This is a genomic window from Nonomuraea sp. NPDC059007, from assembly GCF_042740555.1.
GTDB lineage: Bacteria > Actinomycetota > Actinomycetes > Streptosporangiales > Streptosporangiaceae > Nonomuraea.
This window is the reverse complement of sequence record NZ_JBHYJD010000029.1, coordinates 61837-81365: the sequence shown is the minus strand read 5'-3', so window position 1 is coordinate 81365 and position 19529 is coordinate 61837. Positions and strand designations below refer to the sequence as shown.

At 74.7% G+C, this 19529-nt stretch carries 9 protein-coding genes; 5 read left to right on the top strand and 4 right to left on the bottom strand.

Annotated features, from left to right (window positions below):
• Positions 1-4 precede the first annotated feature (4 nt).
• Genes ACFWY5_RS37020 through ACFWY5_RS37005 form a run of 4 tightly spaced genes read right to left on the bottom strand, consistent with a single transcriptional unit; the run spans position 5 to position 6397 of the window.
• On the bottom strand, positions 5-1717 hold the full coding sequence (locus tag ACFWY5_RS37020) for an ABC transporter ATP-binding protein (protein WP_379637535.1): 1713 nt from the start codon (positions 1715-1717) through the stop codon (positions 5-7).
• Positions 1714-3474, bottom strand: a complete 1761-nt coding sequence (locus tag ACFWY5_RS37015; protein ID WP_379637534.1) for an ABC transporter ATP-binding protein — start codon at positions 3472-3474, stop codon at positions 1714-1716. Before ACFWY5_RS37015 ends, ACFWY5_RS37020 begins: the two co-directional genes overlap by 4 nt.
• Positions 3471-4847 carry an isochorismate synthase MenF gene (locus tag ACFWY5_RS37010; protein ID WP_379637533.1) on the bottom strand — a complete coding sequence of 459 codons (1377 nt, stop codon included), beginning with the start codon at positions 4845-4847 and terminating at the stop codon, positions 3471-3473. Before ACFWY5_RS37010 ends, ACFWY5_RS37015 begins: the two co-directional genes overlap by 4 nt.
• Positions 4847-6397 carry a (2,3-dihydroxybenzoyl)adenylate synthase gene (locus ACFWY5_RS37005; RefSeq protein ID WP_379637532.1) on the bottom strand — a complete coding sequence of 517 codons (1551 nt, stop codon included), beginning with the start codon at positions 6395-6397 and terminating at the stop codon, positions 4847-4849. The genes ACFWY5_RS37010 and ACFWY5_RS37005 overlap by 1 nt, the downstream gene beginning before the upstream one ends.
• A gap of 142 nt (positions 6398-6539) precedes the next feature.
• Here ACFWY5_RS37005 and ACFWY5_RS37000 point away from each other — a divergent pair, with 142 nt between their 5' ends.
• From ACFWY5_RS37000 to ACFWY5_RS36980, 5 genes are read left to right on the top strand one after another with little or no spacing between them, the layout of a single operon-like run.
• A complete protein-coding gene (locus tag ACFWY5_RS37000) occupies positions 6540-11399 on the top strand; it encodes an amino acid adenylation domain-containing protein (protein ID WP_379637531.1) in 4860 nt (1619 codons plus the stop codon).
• 50 nt (positions 11400-11449) lie between these two features.
• Positions 11450-16768 (top strand): amino acid adenylation domain-containing protein, encoded by a 5319-nt coding sequence (locus ACFWY5_RS36995; protein WP_379637530.1) that lies wholly within the window; start codon positions 11450-11452, stop codon positions 16766-16768.
• Positions 16765-17760, top strand: coding sequence for a saccharopine dehydrogenase (locus ACFWY5_RS36990; RefSeq protein ID WP_379637529.1), 996 nt, complete (start codon positions 16765-16767; stop codon positions 17758-17760). Before ACFWY5_RS36995 ends, ACFWY5_RS36990 begins: the two co-directional genes overlap by 4 nt.
• Complete coding sequence (locus ACFWY5_RS36985) at positions 17757-18791, top strand: Gfo/Idh/MocA family oxidoreductase (protein WP_379617917.1); 1035 nt, start codon at positions 17757-17759, stop codon at positions 18789-18791. Before ACFWY5_RS36990 ends, ACFWY5_RS36985 begins: the two co-directional genes overlap by 4 nt.
• Positions 18788-19519, top strand: a complete 732-nt coding sequence (locus ACFWY5_RS36980) for a thioesterase II family protein (RefSeq protein ID WP_379637528.1) — start codon at positions 18788-18790, stop codon at positions 19517-19519. Before ACFWY5_RS36985 ends, ACFWY5_RS36980 begins: the two co-directional genes overlap by 4 nt.
• Positions 19520-19529: the final 10 nt, after the last annotated feature.

Sequence of the window (19529 nt, the reverse complement as noted above, 5' to 3'; positions counted from 1 at the left end):
TCCCTTACGCGCGCCCGGCCAGCCTCCAGCCCTGTGCCCGCGAGCGTTCCCGCCAGAACGCCGCGTAGCGCCCGTCGCGCGCGAGCAGTTCGCCGTGGGTGCCGAGCTCGGCCACCCGCCCGGCCTCCAGGACCACGATCTGGTCGGCGCGCGCGATCGTCTGCAGCCGGTGCGCGATGACCAGCAGCGTGCGCTCGCGGGCCAGCGCCGACAGGGCGTCCACGAGCGCCGCCTCGTTCTCGGGGTCGAGCGCGGCGGTGGCCTCGTCGAGCAGCACGATCGGGGCGTCCTTGAGCAGGGCGCGGGCGATGGAGACGCGCTGGCGTTCGCCTCCGGACAGGGTGGCGCCGCCCTCGCCGACCCGCGTCTGCCAGCCGCCGGGCAGCCGCTCGACGATCTCGTCCACGCGCGCCGCGCGCCCGGCCGCGCGTACCTCCTCGTCGGTGGCGGCGGGGCGGCCGAGGCGGATGTTGTCCTCGACGCTGCCCTCGAAGAGGTAGACGTCCTGGAACACCATGGAGACCATGCCCATCAGCCGCTCGGTGGACAGCTCGCGCACGTCCTGGCCGCCGACGCGTACGGTTCCCGAGCCGGTGTCCCAGAAGCGGGCGATGAGCCGGGTGAGCGTGGTCTTGCCCGAGCCGGACGGGCCGACGAGGGCGGTCATGGTGCCGGGGGCGACGGTGAAGGAGACCTCGTGCAGGACGGGCGCGTCGCCGTAGGAGAAGCCGACGTCCTCCAGCTCGACCGACGGTACGGCGGGCTCCTTCGGCGCGCCGGGCTCGGGCAGCGCGGGCGTGTCCAGGAGCTCGTTGACACGCGCGAGGCTGCCCCGCGCCAGCCGCAGTTCGGCGCCCACGTCCGCGGCGGCCAGCAGCGGTTCGGTGAAGCGCACGGCGAGGACGAGCACCCCGGCCAGTTCCGGCACGTCCACCGAGCCGCCGAGCGCGAGTGCGCACCCGGCGATCAGCGTGACGGTGAAGGCGAGCTGCACCGACAGCGCGACCGCGCCGAGGCCGGGCAGCGCGGTGCCGAGCAGCCTGCGCAGGGCGGTGCGCTGCTGGGAGAGCGCCTGGTCCAGCAGTTCGAAGCCCTCGCTGGTACGGCCGAAGGCGCGCAGCACCGCCTGCTGCTGGGCGAACTCCACGACCCGGTCCCCGGCCTCGGCGGCGGCGTCGTGCATGGCGGCGTCGTTGCGCTGCACGAGTGTGGCGGTCCAGCGGAAGGCCAGCCAGATCAGCGGCGCCGTGGCCAGCGCGGCCAGGGCCAGCCGCCAGTCGAAGAAGAGCATGCAGACCAGGACGGTCGCCGGCGTCACGACCGCGGTCACGAGCACCTGCATGAGGTGGGCGGGCACGCTCATGACGTCCATGACGCCCTTGCCCGCCAGTTGCCCGAGCCGGCCCACGCGGTCGCCGCTGAACCAGCCGACGGGCAGCGTGGCCACGTGGTCGCCGATGCGGTGGAACAGGCCGCGCATGGCCGACAGGCCGACGGCGTAGCCGTACCGTGACTGGATGTAGTGCGCGACGGCGGTGGCGGCGACGACGGCGGCGAAGACGGCCAGCCAGCCCGTCGCGGGCTGCCCGCCGAGCAGCGCCCGCAGGACCGGCACGAGCAGCGCGAACGTCAGCCCTTGCAGGACGGCGTAGACGGCGGTGATGACGAGCTGCCGCCGGAAGCTCGCGCCCAGGAGGGCGGTGAGGCTGCGGATCATCGGACGACCTCCTCGTCGTGGGTCCAGTCGCGTTCGCTCGCGCGGGCGTAGGCGGCCCACTGGCGGGCGTAGGGTCCGTCCTGGGCCAGCAGGTCCGCGTGCACCCCGCGCTCGCCCACGGCGCCGCCGTCGAGCACGAGGATCTGGCCGGCCCCGGTGATCGTGGACAGCCGGTGCGCGATGACCAGGAGCGTGCGCCCGGCGACCAGGGTCGACAGGGCGTCCTGGATGGCCGACTCCGACTCGGGGTCGGCGAACGCGGTGGCCTCGTCGAGCACCAGGATGGGCGCGTCGGCCAGCAGCGCGCGGGCGATCGAGACCCGCTGGGCCTCGCCGCCGGACAGGTGGGCGTCCTCGCCGATCACCGAGTCGTAGCCGCGCGGCAGGGCCACGATGCGATCGTGGATCTGCGCCGCCCTGGCCGCCCGCTCGATCTCCTCCGCGCTCGCGCCGGGGCGGCCGAGCGCGATGTTGGCGGTGACGGGGGCGCGCAGCAGCTGCACGTCCTGGAAGACGAAGCCCACGTGCCGGTAGAGCTGGTCGGAGCCGATCGCCCGCACGTCCTGCCCGCCGATGAGGACGGCGCCCTCGGTGACGTCGTGGAAGCGGGGCAGCAGCTTGGCCAGCGTCGACTTGCCCGACCCCGACGGGCCGACCAGCGCGGTGACCGTGCCCGGCTCCATGACCAGGTCGATCCCGCGCAGCACCTGGGTCTCGCCGTCGTAGGAGAAGCCCACACCGCGGAACTCCACCCGGTGGCCCTCCGGCGCGACCGGCTCCTCCGGCTCGGGCAGGACCGGGCTGTCCAGCAGCGCGGCGACCTTCCCGGCCGACTCCGCCGCCCTGCGCAGCCGCATCGAGCCCATGTCGAGCGTCAGGAACGGCGCGGTCAGCCCCACGCCGACCAGCGCGAACGGCAGCACGTCCGGCGCGGCCAGCCAGCCCTGCGAGACGAACAGCGCGCCGCCGGCCAGCACGACGAGCAGCATCGTCGGCGGCGAGATCAGCGCCATGCTGAGCCCGCTGAGCCGCAGCATCGGCCGTACCCAGGCGCCGAAGAAGTCGGCGAAGTCGTCCACCGCCTCGGCGAAGCGCCGGTAGGAGCGCTGGGTCTGCCCGAACGTCTTGATCACCGCGATGCCGCGCACGAACTCGACGACCGCCGCGTTGATCCGTTCGTTCGCCTCCGCCCAGCGGGTCATCTGCTCGCCGAACCCGCGCATCATCACCGCGAAGGCCACCGCGAACAGCGGCACCGGCAGCAGCGTGACCAGCGTGAGCCGCCAGTCCACGGTCAGCAGGTACGCCAGCGCCGCCAGCGGCGTCACCACGGCCGCAAGCAGGTCGAGCAGCGCGTGCGCGACCAGGTGGTGCATCTCCCTGACATCGTCCTGCACGGCCTTCTTGACCTGGCCGGAGTTGCGGTCGGTGAACCAGCCGAGCGGCACCCTGGCCAGGTGCGCGGCCATCCGCCTGCGCAGGTGCAGCTGCAGGTCGGCGTCGGCGAAGTGCATGATCGCGCCGGCCGCGCCGAAGGCGAGGAAGCGCACCAGCAGGCCGCCGATCGCCACCGCCGCGATGGCCCAGACCCGCCCTCCGTCGGGCGGGCCCGGCGCCAGCAGTTCCCTGGCCAGCTCCGCCACGCACACGAACGGCACCAGCGCCGACACCGCGTACACCACCTGCAGCGCCGACGCCGCCACCACCCGGCCGCGGATCGGCGCCATGAGCTCCATCAGCGCCGCGCGATCGCTCATCGGGGGCCTCCCTGGTCGTTGAGGAGTGCGGACAGCATGGGGCGGAACTTCAGCCACGTCTCGGCCAGCTCCCGCTCCGGGTCGGAGCCGGCGACGATGCCGCAGCCGGCGAAGAGGGTCGCGACGGCACCGTCGAGCAGCGCCGAGCGCAGCGCGACCGCGAAGTCGCCCTCGTGGTCGGCGTTCACCCAGCCGATCGGGCCGGCGTACCAGCCCCGGTCGAACCGCTCGGCCGCGCGCAGCCAGCCGAGCGCCTGCTCGCGGGGGTGGCCGCCGACGGCGGGCGTCGGATGCAGCCGCTCCACGAGGTCGAGCACGCCGGTCGTCTCCGGGTCGGCGATCCGGCCGCGCACCCGGCTGTGCAGGTGCCGTACGTGCGGCAGGTCGAGCACCTCCGGCTCGTCCGGCGCCTCCACCTCATGGCACACCTCGGCCAGCGCGCCGCGCAGCATGTCGGTGACGATGGCCTGCTCGCGCCGGCACTTGGCGTCGCCGAGCAACTCCGCGCGCAGCCGGGCGTCGTCGCCGCCGGTGCTCCCGCGCGGCAGCGTGGCGGCCAGGCTCATCGTCTCGGCCTGCCCGCCGCGCACCGCCACCAGCCGCTCGGGGGTGGCGCCGGCGAAGGTCCGCGTGCCGGTCCCGGCCGCGAAGACGGTGGTGCCGGGCTGGGCGCCGACGAGCGTGTGCAGCAGCCCGCCCAGGTCCGGCGGGTACGGCAGGCCTACCCGCAGCCGGCGGGCGAGCACGACCTTGCTGAACCGGCCCGCCTCGATCTGGCCGACGGCCCGCGCCACCATGGCCTTCCACTCCTCGGCCGTGGGCACCTCCTCGATCGCGGCGCCGGTGACCGGGAGCGGCGGGCAGGGCCGTACGACGGGGCCGGCCAGCCAGCTGACGGCGCGCCAGGTCGTACGGGCGGCATCGTCCTCGACGCCGTGGACCGGATCGGCGCGGGCGGCCAGGCACAGCGTGGCCGGGCCGTGGGCGCGCTGCGCGACCAGCACGCGCGGCACCCACATGAGCGAGCCGGGGCCCTCGTCGAAGGAGAACGCGCCCACCAGCGCGGGCGTGGCGCGCGCGCCGGGGCCGCCGCCGACCATCGTGCGCGCGGTCCGCTCCCACGCCTGGCGCACCTCGGCGAAGCGGTTCCTGCCCTCGGCGGGGAAGGCGATCGCGCGGTCCATGCCCAGGATCGTGAGGTCCCCCGATGACCAGAAGAACGTGCTGCGCGACGGCGCGGACGGCAGCAGCGGCTCCACCCGCTCGATCTCCTCGCGCCACAGCGCCAGGACGGGGTGCCCGGCGTTCCTGGCCTCGGCCGCGGCCTTGGCGCAGATCTCCTCGAACCCTGTCTCCTTGAATTCGGCGTGCATCAGCCGACCATGGCGGTCAGGGCCTTCTTACTGACCTTGCCGAGAGGGGTGAGGGGGAACTCCGCCATGATCCACAGCCGGTCGGGCACCTTGAAGGCGGCCAAACCGCGCTCGTGCAGGAACGCGGCCAGCTCGGCCAGCGTCGGCGGCTCGCCGCGCGGCACCACGCAGGCGCAGCCGCGCTCGCCGAGCACCTCGTCGGGGACGCCGACCAGCGCGACCTGGCGGACCTTCGGGTGGGCGAGCAGGTGGTTCTCGACCTCCTCTGCCGCGATCTTGTCGCCGCCCCGGTTGATCTGGTCCTTCACCCGGCCCTCGAAGACCACGTGGCCGGTCGGCAGCAGGCGGACCAGGTCGCCGGTGCGGTAGAAGCCGTCGGAGGTGAAGGACTGCGCGTTGTGCTCGGGGGAGCGGTAGTAGCCGCGGATCGTGTAGGGGCCGCGGGCCAGCAGCTGCCCGATCTCGCCCGGCGGCACGTCCGCGTCATCCTCGTCGACCACGCGCATCTCGTCGGCCGGTGAGACCGGCAGCCCCTGGCTGACCAGCACCACGTCGGGCGGATCGGCGGGCCGGTGGAAGCCGCACAACCCCTCGGCCATGCCGAACGCCTGCTGCAGGCGGCAGCCGAGCGCGGGCTCGACCCGGGTGGCCAGCTCGTCGCTCAGCTTGGAGCCGCCGATCGTGACCCGCCGCAGGCTCGACAGGTCGTGCTCGCCCCACTCGGCGGCCTCCATCCAGAGCAGCGCGACGCCGGGCACGAGCCCGGTCTCGGTGACGCCCTCCCGCTCGACCAGCGGGAACGTCTCGTCGGGGCTCGGCCCGGAGGCCAGCACGAGCGTGCCGCCGGCGTGGATGGTGGCCAGCAGGCCGTGGGTCAGCGGCCAGTTGTGGCCCAGCGGCAGGCTCACCAGGTGAACCGTGCTCGCGTCGTAGTCACAGGCCTCGGCCACGGCCCGCCCGCTGTAGGCCCACTCCTGGTGGGTGCGGGGGACCAGCTTGGGCACGCCCGTGGTGCCGCCCGACAGCAGGAACAGCGCCACGTCCGCCGGGTCGGGCCGGGGCAGCTCGACCGGCTCGGCCTCCGGGATCGCGGTCAGCACGTGCCTGAGCGCGCGCAGGTCCGCGCGGACCTCCTCGGCGAGGTCCCGGTACTCGGGCTCGTCGGGGATGACGTACGCGGCCGCGCCGGTGAACGCGCAGAAGTACCCGATCTCGCTGGAGCGATGGGCGGGCAGCGCGAACACCGGCAGCGCGCCGAGCCGGAACAGCCCGAAGATCAGCGCGACGAAGCCAGCGGTGTTGGGGAGCTGGACCACGACCCGGTCGCCAGGCCCGATGCCCAGCGCGAGCAGTCCGGCCGCGACCCGGTCGGCGCGGGCGTCCAGTTCCGCGTAGGTGTATCTCTCCTGTCCCACGACCAGGGCGGGCCGCTCGCCGCGCTCGCGCGCACGGGCGCGCAACATCTCGCCCAGCGTCTCGTCTTTCCAGTACCCGGCGGCGCGGTATCGCTCCGCGAACTCCTCCGGCCAGGGCACGCACCCGTCCAGCACAGAACCCGTCCTCTCGCCCGATGTCTACGGGGTTCCCGATTTTGTTACAGGGAGTCTTGATTAGGCAAGGGTTACCTAACTATTGTCGCGGTGGCCCCGGCAAGCTGACCGATAAGGGAAATCTGTGCTGTCTTTGGAGTCCATGCGTGCCGACATCGCGGCGCAGCTCGACATCTCCCCCTCCGTCATCTCCGACGACGCCGACCTGATCGGCCTCGGCCTGGACTCGCTGCGCGCCATGCGGCTGGCCGGCCGATGGCGGCGGGCCGGCGCCCGCATCGCCTTCGCCGACCTGGCCGGGGAGACCACGCTGGCCGCCTGGTGGGCCCTGGTCTCCACCCGCCTGAGCGCGCCGCCTGCCACCGCCGCCCCGCCCGTCGACGAGGGCGCGCCGTTCCCGCTGACGCCCGTCCAGCTCGCGTACGCGATCGGGCGGGCCGACGGGCAGGTGCTCGGCGGCGTGGGCTGCCACGCCTACCTCGAGTTCGACGGCCGCGACGTCGAGCCGGAGCGGCTGGAGGCGGCCGTGCGCGCGCTCGTGCGCCGCCACGGGATGCTGCGCGCGGTCTTCCACGACGACGGCACCCAGCGGATCACCGAGACCGGCGCCTGGCCGGGACTGACCGTCTACTCCTCCGGGGCCGAGAGCGTGCGCGCCGAGCTGTCGCACCGCCGCTTCGACGCCGCCCGCGGCGAGCTGTTCGACGTACGGCTGTCGCTGCTGCCCGGCGGAGCCACGCGGGTCCACGTCGAGGTCGACTTCCTGGCCGCCGACGTGCTCGGCCTGCAGATCTTCCTGCGCGACCTGGCCAGGCTCTACCTCGGCCGCGACCTGCCCGGCCTGGACTGCTCCTTCCCCCGATACCTGGCCGCCAGGCCGGCGCCGCCGGAGCCCGACCGGCTCTACTGGGAGGGCCGCCTGGCCGAGCTGCCCGGCCCGCCCCAGCTCCCGCTCGCCACCGACCCGGCCGCGATCACCGCGCCGCGCTTCGTACGCCGCGAGCGCTGGCTCGACCTCGACACCTGGAAGCTGCTCAAGGAGCAGGCCCGCGAGCACGGCCTGACCCCGGCCATGGTCCTGGCCACCGCCTACAGCGAGGTGCTGGCCGCCTGGAGCGCCGAGCCGCGCTTCCTGCTGAACGTGCCGCTGTTCGACCGCGACGAGACCGTGCACCCGTCCGTGCCGCACCTGGTGGCCGACTTCACCAACCTCATCCTGCTGGAGGCCGACCTCACCGAGGGGGAGTCGTTCGCCGGCCGCGCGCGGGCCCTGCAGCGGCGCTTCCGCGCCGACGCCCGCCACACCGGGCACTCCGGCGTGGACGTGCTGCGGGAGCTGGCCAAGCGGGGCAGCCCGGCGGCGGCGCCCGTCGTCTTCGCCTGCAACCTGGGCACCGAGCTGATCGCGCCCGAGGTGCGCGAGGCGTTCGGCGAGCCCGGCTGGATGATCACCCAGACGCCGCAGGTCTGGCTCGACCACCAGATCAACGAGTACGACCACGGGCTCCACCTGGCCTGGGACGCCGTCGAGGAGCTGTTCGCGCCCGGCGTGCTCGACGCCATGTTCGCCGCCTATGGGGCGTTGCTTGAGCATCTGGCGCGGGCCGACTGGTCGGTTCCTTCGCCCCTGCCGCTGCCGGAGGACCAGCGCAGGGTGCGGCAGGTGGTCAACGACACGGCGGGAGCCGTACCGGAGGGGCTGCTTCACGACGCGTTCTTCGAGCGGGCCGCCGGCGAGCCCGCCCGCACGGCCCTCGCCGGCGACTTCGGCACCACCACCTACGGCGAGCTGGCCGCCGACGCCCTGCTGGTGGCCGGACGGCTGCGCGCGCAGGGGGTACGGCCGGGCGACGCGGTGGCCGTGACCCTGCCCAAGGGGCCGGGGCAGGTGGCGGCGGTGCTCGGCGTGCTGGCCGCGGGCGGCGTGTACGTGCCGGTCGGCGTCGAGCAGCCGCCCGCCCGGCGCGAGCGCATCCTCACCCGGTCGGCCGCCGCGCACGTCATCGACGCCGCCTGGCCGCAGACGCCCGCCGATCCCCTGCCCGCGCCCGTGCGGGTGGATCCGGGTTCGTCGGCGTACGTCATCTTCACCTCCGGCTCCACCGGCGAGCCCAAGGGCGTGGAGGTCGCCCACCGGGCGGCCCTGAACACGGTCACCGACATCGGCGAGCGCTACGGCGTCGGCCCCGGCGACCGGGTGCTCGCCCTGTCCGCCCTCGACTTCGACCTGTCGGTCTACGACCTGTTCGGTGTCCTCGGCGCGGGCGGCACGCTCGTGCTCGTCGAGGAGGACCAGCGCCGCGACGCCCAGGCCTGGGCCCGCCTGTGCGCCGAGCACGGCGTCACCCTCTGGAACACCGTGCCGACCCTCCTGGACATGCTGCTCGTCACCGCCGCCGAGCTGCCGCCGTCGCTGCGCCTGGCGCTGGTCTCCGGCGACTGGGTCGGACTCGACCTGCCCGGCCGCCTCGCCGCCCAGAGCGGCGGACGCTGCCGCCTGGTCGCCCTCGGCGGCGCCACCGAGGCCGCCATCTGGTCGAACGCGCACGACGTCACCGGCGTACCGCCCCACTGGACCTCCATCCCGTACGGCCGGCCGCTGCGCAACCAGCGCTACCGCGTCGCGGGCCCCGCCGGCGCCGACCGCCCCGACTGGGTGCCCGGCGAGCTGTGGATCGGCGGCGTCGGCCTGGCCACCGCCTACCGCGGCGACCCCGAGACCACGGCCGCCCGCTTCGTCGAGCACGACGGCGAGCGCTGGTACCGCACCGGCGACCTCGGCCGCTACTGGCCCGACGGCACCCTGGAGTTCCTGGGCCGGACCGACCAGCAGGTCAAGATCCGCGGCCACCGCATCGAGCTGGGCGAGGTCGAGGCGGCGCTGGAGTCGCACCAGGGGGTCGCCCGCGCCGTCGCGGTCGCCACCGGCCCCCGCACCCACCGCCACCTCCACGCCTTCGCCCTGGCGACCGGCACCGGGCTGACGGAGGAGGACCTGCGCGCCCACGCGGCGGACCTGCTGCCCGGCCACTCCGTCCCGTCGGCCGTCACCCTGGTGGAGAGCCTCCCGCTGACCGCCAACGGCAAGGTCGACAGAGGAGCCCTGGCGGCCCTCGCGCGCCGGCCCGTACCGGATGGGAAGGCGGACGGGCAGGCTCCGGAGGGTCCGGTGGAGGAGACGGTCGCCGCGATCTGGGCCGACCTCCTGGAGGTGCCCGAGGTGAGCAGGGACTCCGGGTTCTTCGCCCTGGGCGGCGACTCCCTGCTGGCCACCCGCCTGATCGCCCGCCTGCGCGCGGCCGGGATCGCCGACGCCAAGCTCAGCGTCCTGTTCCAGCGCCCCACCCTGAGCGCCTTCGCGGCCACCCTCACCCTCGGCGACGCGGCGGGGCTCGCCCCCGAGATCCGCGCGGACGAGGAGCACCGCCACACCCCGTTCCCGCCCACCGAGGTCCAGCGCGCCTACTGGCTGGGCCGGGCCGGGCACTTCACCCTGGGCGGCGTCGGCTGCCACTTCTACACCGAGTACGACGGCGACATCGACCTCGACCGCCTGGAAGAGGCCTGGAACCGCCTGATCGCCCGCCACCCGATGCTGCGCGTCGTCTTCGACGCCGACGGCCTGCAGCGGGTCCTGCCCGAGGTGCCGCGCTTCACGATCAGGCGCGAGGACTCCGTGGACGACCTGCGCGAGCGCATGTCCCACCAGGTCCTCGACCCCGCCGTCTGGCCGCTGTTCGACGCCCGCGCCGTCACCCACGAGCAGGGTGTACGGCTCGGCGTCAGCTTCGACAACATCGCCATGGACGCCCTCAGCACCATGGTCTTCCTCAGCGAGCTCGACCGCCTCTACCACGACCCCGACGCCCCGCTGCCCCCGGTCGAGGTCACCTTCCGCGACTACCTCCTCGCCCAGCACCCCGACCCCGCCGTCTTCGAACGGGCCAAGGACTACTGGTCGGCCCGCCTGCCCGGCCTGCCGCCCGCGCCGCGCCTGCCGCTGGCGACGCGGCCGGAGGAGGTGGAGCGGCCGAGGTTCGCGCGCCGCGAGGCCAGGCTGCCCGCCCGGCTGTGGCGGCTGGTCGGCGGGCTGGCGCGGGGACACGACCTGACGCCGTCCACGGTGCTGGCGGCGGCGTTCGGCGAGGTGCTGGGGGCGTGGAGCGGGCAGCGCGAGCTGACGCTGAACCTGACCCTGTTCGACCGGCGCGAGGCGCACCCGCACATCCACCGGGTCCTCGGCGACTTCACCTCGCTCATGCTGGTCGCCCACCGCGCGGGCGGCGGCTGGCTGGAGGGGGCGCGCGGGCTGCAGGAGGAGGTGTGGCGCGGGCTTGAGCACGGCGAGGTGTCGGCCGTGTGGGTCATGCGCGAACTGGCCCGCCGGGCCGCCGCCGCGGCCATGACCATGCCCGTGGTGTTCACCAGCACGCTCGGCGTCGCCGACCCGTCGCTGACCGCGGGGCCGTCCTTCGCCCGCCCGGTGTGGGGCGTCTCGCAGACGCCGCAGGTGTGGCTCGACTGCCAGGTGGGCGAGGTGGACGGCGAGCTCCTGGTCCGCTGGGACGCCGTCGAGTCCCTCTTCCCGCCCGGCGCCCTGGACACCGCCTTCACCACCTATCTGCGGGTGCTGGAGTGGCTGGCCACCGCCGACTGGACCACCCCACCGGACCCCCTCTCCCACTACGCCACCGGCACGGCCGACACGCTTCCGGCGGGCGGCGACGCGCCGCCGGAGGCGGCCGGGCACGAGGCGGGGGCGCCGCGCGGCGGGCTGGAGGCGGAGCTGGCCGCCGTCTGGGCGGAACTGCTGGGCACGCCCGTCACGGACCGGGCGGACAACTTCTTCGCGCTGGGCGGCGACTCGCTGCTGGCCACGCGGATGGCGGCGATCGCCGCCGAGCGGCTGGGCGTGGAGGTGCCGCTGCGGCGCTTCTTCGCCGACCCGACGCTCGCCGGGTGCGCGCGGGCCATGGACGACATCGAGGAGGGGACGTTGTGAGAGGAGGGGACGCCGTGAGAGGAGGGGACGCTGTGAGAGGAGGGGACGCCGTGAACGGGGCGCCTGCCGTACAGGAGCTGATCGCCGAGCTGGAGACGGCGGGGATCAGGCTGTGGGAGGACGACGGGCGGCTGCGGTTCCGCGCGCCGAAGGGCGCGCTGACGCCCGAGCGGCGCGCGGCGGTGCAGGCCGTCAAGGGGGAGATCCTGGAGGTCCTGCGGCGCGAGGCCGCGGCGGAGGTGCTGACGGAAGATCCGGCGGGGCGCTTCGAGCCGTTCCCGCTGACGGACGTGCAGCAGGCCTACCTGCTGGGGCGCAACGACGCGTTCGGGTTCGGCGGGGTCGCCTGTCACGGGTACGTGGAGGTGACCTTCGCCGAGCTGGACCCGGTGCGGGCGCAGGCGGCGTGGCGGGCGCTGATCGAGCGGCACGACATGCTGCGGGCCGTGGTGCACGCCGACGGCTACCAGCAGGTGCTGCCGGAGGTGCCCGATTACGAGATCCGGGTGACGGATCTGCGCGGGGTGGATCCCGGGGCGGCGATCGCGGCGATCCGCGAGGAGATGGGGCACACCGTCTACCCGGCGGGGGCGTGGCCGCTGTTCGAGCTGCGGATCACGCTGACCGACGAGGGTGCGGTCCTGCACGCCTCCATTGATCTTCTTATTTCTGACTATGTCAGCATTCAGGTGCTTTTGAGGGAGTTCCAGGGGCTGCATGATGATCCGGAGGCGGGGCTGCCCGCCGTACCGGTGAGTTTCCGTGACTGTGTGCTGGCGCTGCGGGCGCGGCGGGAGAGCACCCGCTACGAGCGTGACCGCGCCTACTGGCAGGCCCGGCTGGACGACCTGCCCGCCGCGCCCGAGCTGCCCGCGCTGAGCGGTGCGCCGGGGCGGTTCCGGCGCTGGGAGAGCGTGGTCGGGGCCGAGGTCTGGGCGGCGGTGCGGGAGCGCGCCTCCGGGCAGGGGGTTACGGCGTCGCAGGCCGTACTGGCCGCCTATGCCGAGGTCGTCGGCCGGTGGAGCCGCCGTCCGCGCTTCACGCTCAACCTCACCCTGCTCGACCGGCCCGAGCTGCACCCCGGCATCGGCGGAGTGGTCGGCGACTTCACCTCGCTCAACCTCCTGGCCGTCGACACCACGCCCGGCGCCACGTTCGGCGAGCGCGCCAGGGCCGTCGGGCAGCAGCTCTTCGACGACCTGGAGCACCGGCGGCACACCGGCATCGAGGTCATCAGGGAGCTGGCCAGGCGGCGGGGACGGGCCGCCAGCCTGATGCCGGTCGTGTTCACCAGCGCCATCGGGCTCGGCCAGGACGAGGCGGAGCGCGGGCGGCCCGGCTACGGCATCAGCCAGACGCCTCAGGTGTGGATCGACTGCCAGGTCAAGGAGCACCAAGGCGAACTGCTGGTCAACTGGGACGTCCGCGAGGGAATCCTGCCGGACGGGGTGGTGGACGACATGTTCGCCGCGTTCACCGGCCTGCTGCCGCGGCTGGCCGCGCCGGAGACCTGGGCGGCGTACTCGCCCGTGGACCTGCCCCCGGCCCAGCGCCGGCGGCGGGACGAGGCGAACGCCACCGCGGCCCCGCTGCCCGAGGGCCTGCTCCACGAGCCGTTCCTCCGCCAGGCCGCGCGGGCGCCCGGTCGCATCGCCGTGATCACCCCGGCGGAGCGGGTGACCTATGGTGAGCTGCTGCGCAGGGCCACCGAGGTGGCCGGGGCGCTGAAGGAGCGCGGCCTGACGCCGGGCGAGACCGTGGCGGTGGCCATGGACAAGGGCGTCGAGCAGGTGGCCGCCGTCATCGGCACGCTGCTGGCGGGCGGCGTCTACCTGCCCCTCGACACCACCCAGCCCCAGGCCCGCCGCGACCGGATCCTCGCCGACGCCGGAGCCCGCCTGGTCCTGCTCCCCACCGCCCCGGCCGCGGCCACCGGGAACATCGGCGCCGTCGCCAACACCCCGCGCGAACCCGACGACGCCGCCTACGTGATCTACACCTCCGGCTCCACCGGCACGCCCAAGGGCGTCGTGGTCAGCCACCGGGCCGCCCGCAACACCCTCGACGACATCACCGCCCGCTTCGGCGTCCACGAGGAGGACCGCGTCCTGGGCCTGGCCGCCCTCGGCTTCGATCTGTCCGTCTACGACGTCTTCGGCACGCTGGCCACCGGCGCCGCCCTCGTGCTGCCCGACCCGGCCCGCAGGGGCGACCCCGCCCACTGGGCCGCCTGCGTCGCCGAGCACGATGTCACCGTGTGGAACTCGGTGCCCGCCCAGCTCCAGATGCTTCAGCACTACCTGGACGCCGAGCCCGCGCTCGACCTGCCGTCCCTGCGGCTCGGGCTGCTGTCCGGCGACTGGATCCCGCTCACCCTGCCCGGCCTCGTACGCGGCAGGCTGCCCGGATTCCGCCTCATCAGCCTGGGCGGCGCCACCGAGGCGGCCGTCTGGTCGATCTTCCACCCGATCGACGGCGAACCGCCGGGCTGGCCCAGCGTCCCGTACGGCAGGCCGCTGGCCAACCAGAGCTTCCACGTCCTCGACCCGGCGATGCGCCCGTGCCCCGACTGGGTGCCGGGCGAGCTGTACATCGGCGGCGCCGGGCTCGCGCTCGGCTACCGGGCCGACGAGGAGAGAACGGCCGAGCGGTTCGTCCACCACGGCGGCGAGCGCCTCTACCGGACCGGCGACCTGGGCCGCTACCGGCCCGACGGGAACATCGAGTTCCTGGGCCGCGAGGACCTCCAGGTCAAGGTGCGCGGCCACCGCATCGAGCTGGCCGAGGTGGAGGCGGCGCTGCTGGCCCACCCGTCGCTGGCCGCCGCTGCCGTCATCGCCGACGGCGACGGGCCGATGGAGCGCCGCCTGCTGGGGTTCACGCAGGCCGTACGGAAGCAGGACGACGAGCAGGCCCCGTTGCCCGCCCCGCCCGCCGCCGAGCGCGTGGACACCGGCGCGGTGGTCGAGGTGGCCGCCACGCTGGAGGAGATCGCCATGACCGCGATGGCCGCCGCGCTGCGCGCGGCCGGCCTGTTCGGCGACACAGACCACGACACAGGCGTTCAGGAGACGGGCGGGCAGGAGACGGGTGGGCGGGGCGCGGGCCATGACGTGAAGGAGGTGCTGGAGCGGGCCGGGGTCGTGCCCCGCCACCACGGGCTGATCCGGCGCTGGCTGGCCGCGCTGCACGAGCGCGGACGCCTGGACCTGGACCCGGTGACCGGCCGCTACCACCGCCTGCGCGAAGGGCCCGCCCTGGACGCGGCCTGGCGGCGGGTCGAGGAGCTCACCAAGGACCTCGACTACGGCGACGAGCTGATCGCCTTCCTCAAGCAGGGCACCGCCAGCCTGCCCGAGCTGATGCGGGGCGAGCTGGAGGCCAGGGACCTGCTCTTCCCCGAGGCCGCCACCCGCACCGCCGAGGGCGCCTACCGCGACAACGTCCTGAGCCGCTACGTCAACGGCGTGGCCAGGCACGTCCTCGGCCACCTCGCCGGCGAGCACGCGCAGCGCGGGAGGGGAGCGCTGCGCGTGCTCGAGGTGGGCGCGGGCGTGGGCGGCACCAGCGCCGAGCTCATCCCGGAGCTGGCGGGACACGACGTGGACTACCTGTTCACCGACCTGTCCCGCTTCTTCCTGGACGAGGCGGCCGAGCGCTTCGCCGCGCACCCGTGGGTCCGCTACGGGATCTTCGACCTGAACGCCGGCCACCGCGCGCAGGGGCTGGAGCCGAACACGTTCGAGGTCGTGGTGGCGGCGAACGTCCTGCACAACGCGCACGACCGGGCGGCTGTCCTGGCCCGCTTCCGCGAGCTGCTCACGCCGGGCGGCTGGCTGGTGTTCATCGAGACCACGCGCGACCACGCGCAGATCATGGCCTCGATGGAGTTCCTCATGGACCCGCACGACCGGCCCAGGACGTTCACCACCCGCGAGGAGTGGCTGGCGCTGATCGAGGAGGCCGGCGCCACCGCCTACGCCTGCCTGCCCGGCCAGGACGAGCCGCTGGCGGCGCTCGGGCAGTGCGTGTTCGCCGCCCGCTTCCCGGCCGACCGCGCCGTGGTCGACCCGGCGGAGCTGCGCGCCTTCCTGGCCGAGCGGCTGCCCGAGTACATGATCCCGGCCACCGTCCAGGTCGTGGACACGCTGCCGCTGACCGGAAACGGCAAGCTCGACCGGGCCGCGCTGGCCGCCCTCGTACCCGGCCGCGCCGGACCGGCGGCCACCGCGGGCGAGGCGCCGCGCGACGAGCTGGAGCGCGGCCTCGCCGCCCTGTGGGCGGAGGTGCTCGGCCTGCCCGAGGTCGGCCGCGACCAGGACTTCTTCCTGCTCGGCGGTGACTCGCTGCTGGTCACCAAGCTGGCCGGGCGGATCAGGGAGACGCTGGCGCCCGGCCTCTACTGGGACAGCCTGGTCAGGCGGCTCATCAACCAGCCGACCGTGGCGGCGCTGGCCGTACACCTGAGGGAGGAGCAGGAGGATCGGGAGCGCGGCACGACGACGGCCTCGCCGCTGGTCAGGCTGGCCGAGGGGAGCGGCGCGACCCGGGTGCTGGTCCACGACGGCTCCGGCACGCTGGCCCCCTACCGCGCGCTGATCCGCGAACTCGACGACGGCGCGCCCCTCGTCGGCCTCGCCGTCGCCGACCTCGCCGGATACCTGGAGCTGGACCCGGCCACCGCGGTCGGGACGCTCGCCGCCGCCTACGCCCGCCACCTGCTCAAGGACGGCGCCACCCGCTTCGAGGTGATCGGCTACTGCATGGGCGGCCTGATCGCCACCGAGCTGGCCCGCCACCTCACCGAGAGCGGCGCGCGCGTCGAGCGGCTCACCGTGATCAGCAGCTCCCGCTTCCCCTACCGCGTCGAGGACGATCTCATGATCGAGTACGGCTTCGCGCAGGCCAGTGGCATCGACCCGGCCCGCCTGGGCTACCCGCCGCTCGACCTGGCCGGGGCCCTGCGCGAGGTGCTGGCCGGCTCGCCCGGCCTGGTCGGGCAGGGCGCGCTGGCCCGGCTGGACGGGGAGACCGGCCGCGCCTTCTCCACCCTGGCCGACACGCCGCGCGAGGAGCGCGTGGCCGCCCTGTCCCGCGAGGCGGGCACGGACGTGGACGGCGCGCTGCGCGTCTTCAGCCAGAGCTTCGCCGCCGTCACCCGCTACGACCCCGAGCCTTACGCGGGCGACCTGACCTTCCTGCGCCAGCGCGGCGTCACGAACCTGGTGCCGACCCTGCAGGACGACATGACCGCCTTCTGGCGCGAGCTGTGCCTGGGCCGCCTGACCGTCGAGGACGTCGACGGCGACCACTTCACCTGCCTCGACCCCGCGCACGCCGCCGCCGTCGCCCGCAGGATCGCCCGGTGATCGGCGTGCTGGGCGCGTCGGGCGCCGTCGGCCGTACCGTCGCCGCCCTGCTGGATGACCACGAGGTCCGCCGGGGCAGCAGGTCGGGCGGCACCGATGCCTTCGACCCGGACGCGCTGGCCGCCTTCTGCGCGGGCTGCCGCGTCGTGGTCAACTGCGCGGGCCCCTCGCACCGGCTGGGCGACCGCGTCGCGCGCGCCGCCTTCGCGGCGGGCGCGGACTACGTCGACGCCGCCGGCGACGACCCGTTACACGACCTGCTCACCCGATCCGGTACGGCCGGCCGCACCGCGATCGTCTCGGCCGGTATGCTGCCCGGCCTGTCCGGCCTGCTCCCGCGCCTGCTGGCCGAGCCGGGCACGGCCGCCCGCCTGGACGTCTTCACCGGCGGCCGTGACCGGCTCACCCCGGCCGCGGCGGAGGACGTCCTGCTGTCCGGCGGGTACGGGGAGGCGCTGGCCGCCTGGCGCGGCGGCGTACGGGTCTCGCGGGCGCTGAGCCCGGCCGAGCAGGTGGAGCTGCCGTACTTCCCCGAGCGGGTGAACCTGCACCCCTACCTGACCACCGAGGCGGAGCGGGTGGCACGCCGGCTCGGGGTGGGGGAGTCGCGCTGGTACACGGTGACCTCGCGGGAGCGGGTGCTGGCGCTCGCGCAGGGATCGGCCGCCGACCTGGAGCGGGCCGCGGCTCTCGAACTTGCGGGACGTACACCGTACTATGTCATGCTTTTTCAAGGGAGTGATGCTCAGGGGGGCATCCGCACTCTCGCCCTGCGCACCACGGACACCTCCGCGCTCACCGCGGCCGTCGCCGCACACACGGCGCGCACGGTCCTGGCCGGCGGGCCGGGAGCGGGCACGCACTACGCGGCGGACGTGCTCGATCCCGCGGCCGTGCTGAGCGCGATCGCGCCCGTGGCCCAGGCCGAGCTGAGCACGACGGTCGCGCCCCTGGACCCGCACGCTCCGCCGATCGAGGAGGGCGAGCTGTGAAGCGGATCGTGGTCTGCGGCACCACGTTCGGCCAGGTCTACCTGGACGCGCTGCGCGAGGGGCCGTTCGAGCTGACCGGCATCCTGGCCAAGGGCGGCGCCAGGTCGGCCGCCCGCGCCCGCGAGCACGGCGTCCCGCTGCTCACCCGCCCCGATCAGGTGCCCGAGGTGGCCGACGCCGCCTGCGTCGTCGTGCGCTCGGGCGTCGTCGGCGGCGACGGCACGGAACTGACCGCGGCGCTGCTGGAACAGGGCGTGCACGTGCTCCAGGAGCACCCCGTGCACCCCGACGAGCTGGCCCGCGTATTGCGCACCGCCAGGTCGGCCGGGGTCGTGCACCACCTCAACACCCTCTACCCGCACCTGGAACCGGTCCGCCGCTTCGTCGAGGCCGCTCGCAGGCTGCGCGCCCTCCAGCAGCCGCTGTACGTGGACGCCGCCTGCAGCGTGCACGTCGCCTACGCCCTGCTCGACATCCTCGGGCAGGCGCTCGGCTCGCCGCGTCCCTGGTCGTTCGCCGCGGCCACGCCCGGCGCGCCGTTCACCAGCGTCAGCGGCGGCTTCGGCGGCGTGCCGCTCACGCTGCGCGTGCAGAACCAGGTCGCCCCCAACGACCCCGACGCACACCTGCACCTGCTGCACCGCATTACGCTCGGCACGGAGGGCGGCAGCCTCACGCTGGTCAACACCCACGGCCCGCTGGTGTGGAGCCCCCGCATGTACGTCGGCCGCGAGGACGACGGCCGCTTCGCCACCGGCGGCCCCGGCCTGGAGCTGCCCAGCGCCACCGTGCTCGGGCCCGCCGAGGCGCCCGCCTTCCGCGACATCGTCACCCGCCTGTGGCCGGAAGGGGTTCGGCGGGCGCTGACCGGCCTGCACGACGCCGTCACCGGCGACGGCGACCCCCTGAGCCAGGGCCAGTACCACCTGGCGCTGGGCCGAGCCTGGCTCGACCTGACCCGGACCATCGGCCGCCCCGACCTGCTCACGCAGGAACCGCCCAGGCCGCTGGCCGCCGAGGAGATCGTATGAACCCCTTCCACTGCTACGACGTCCGCCCCGGCGCCGCGCTGCGCGTGTTCTGCTTTCCGCACGCCGGAGGCAGCGCCGCTTTCTTCCGCCTGTGGCATCGCGGCACGCCCGGGGCCGAGGTGCGCGCCGTGCAGTACCCGGGCCGGGCCGACCGCTCCGGCGAGCCGTTCGCCGAGAGCGTCGCCCTGCTGGCCAAGCAGGTCGCCGAGGCGATGACGCCGCTGCTCGACCGGCCCGCCGTGCTCTTCGGGCACAGCCTCGGCGCGCTCGTCGCCTACGAGAGCGCCCGCGAGCTGCGCGCCCGCGGGCGGGGCGTCGCCGCCCTCGTCGTGTCCGGACGGCACGCCGCCCACGAACGGCTGGCCGTCAGCGCCCACCTGGGCACCGACGACGAGCTGGCCGCCGAGCTGGGCAGGCTCGGCGGCTCCGACCCGGAACTGCTGGAGGATCCGGTGATCAGGGAGCTGGTGTTGCCGGCCGTACGGAGCGACTACCGGCTGGAGGAGACCTACCGGCACCGCCACGACGCCCCGCTCGACTGCCCCGTCCTCGCCCTCGTCGGCGCGGACGACCCCGAGGTGAGCGCCGAGCAGGCCGCGCGCTGGGCCGAGCTGACCAGCGGCGGCTTCACCCTGCGCACCCTGCCCGGCGACCACTTCTACCTGCAGGACCGGCGGGAGGACGTCATGCGGGCCGTGCTCGCCGCCGCGCCGCCGTCCACTCCTTGAGGAGCACCAC

Coding starts and splice junctions, on each gene's coding strand:
- ACFWY5_RS37020 (WP_379637535.1), bottom strand. CDS start 1,717: ATGATCCGCAGCCTCACCGCCCTCCTGGGCGCGAGCTTCCGGCGGCAG.
- ACFWY5_RS37015 (WP_379637534.1), bottom strand. CDS start 3,474: ATGAGCGATCGCGCGGCGCTGATGGAGCTCATGGCGCCGATCCGCGGC.
- ACFWY5_RS37010 (WP_379637533.1), bottom strand. CDS start 4,847: ATGCACGCCGAATTCAAGGAGACAGGGTTCGAGGAGATCTGCGCCAAG.
- ACFWY5_RS37000 (WP_379637531.1), top strand. CDS start 6,540: ATGCGTGCCGACATCGCGGCGCAGCTCGACATCTCCCCCTCCGTCATC.
- ACFWY5_RS36980 (WP_379637528.1), top strand. CDS start 18,788: ATGAACCCCTTCCACTGCTACGACGTCCGCCCCGGCGCCGCGCTGCGC.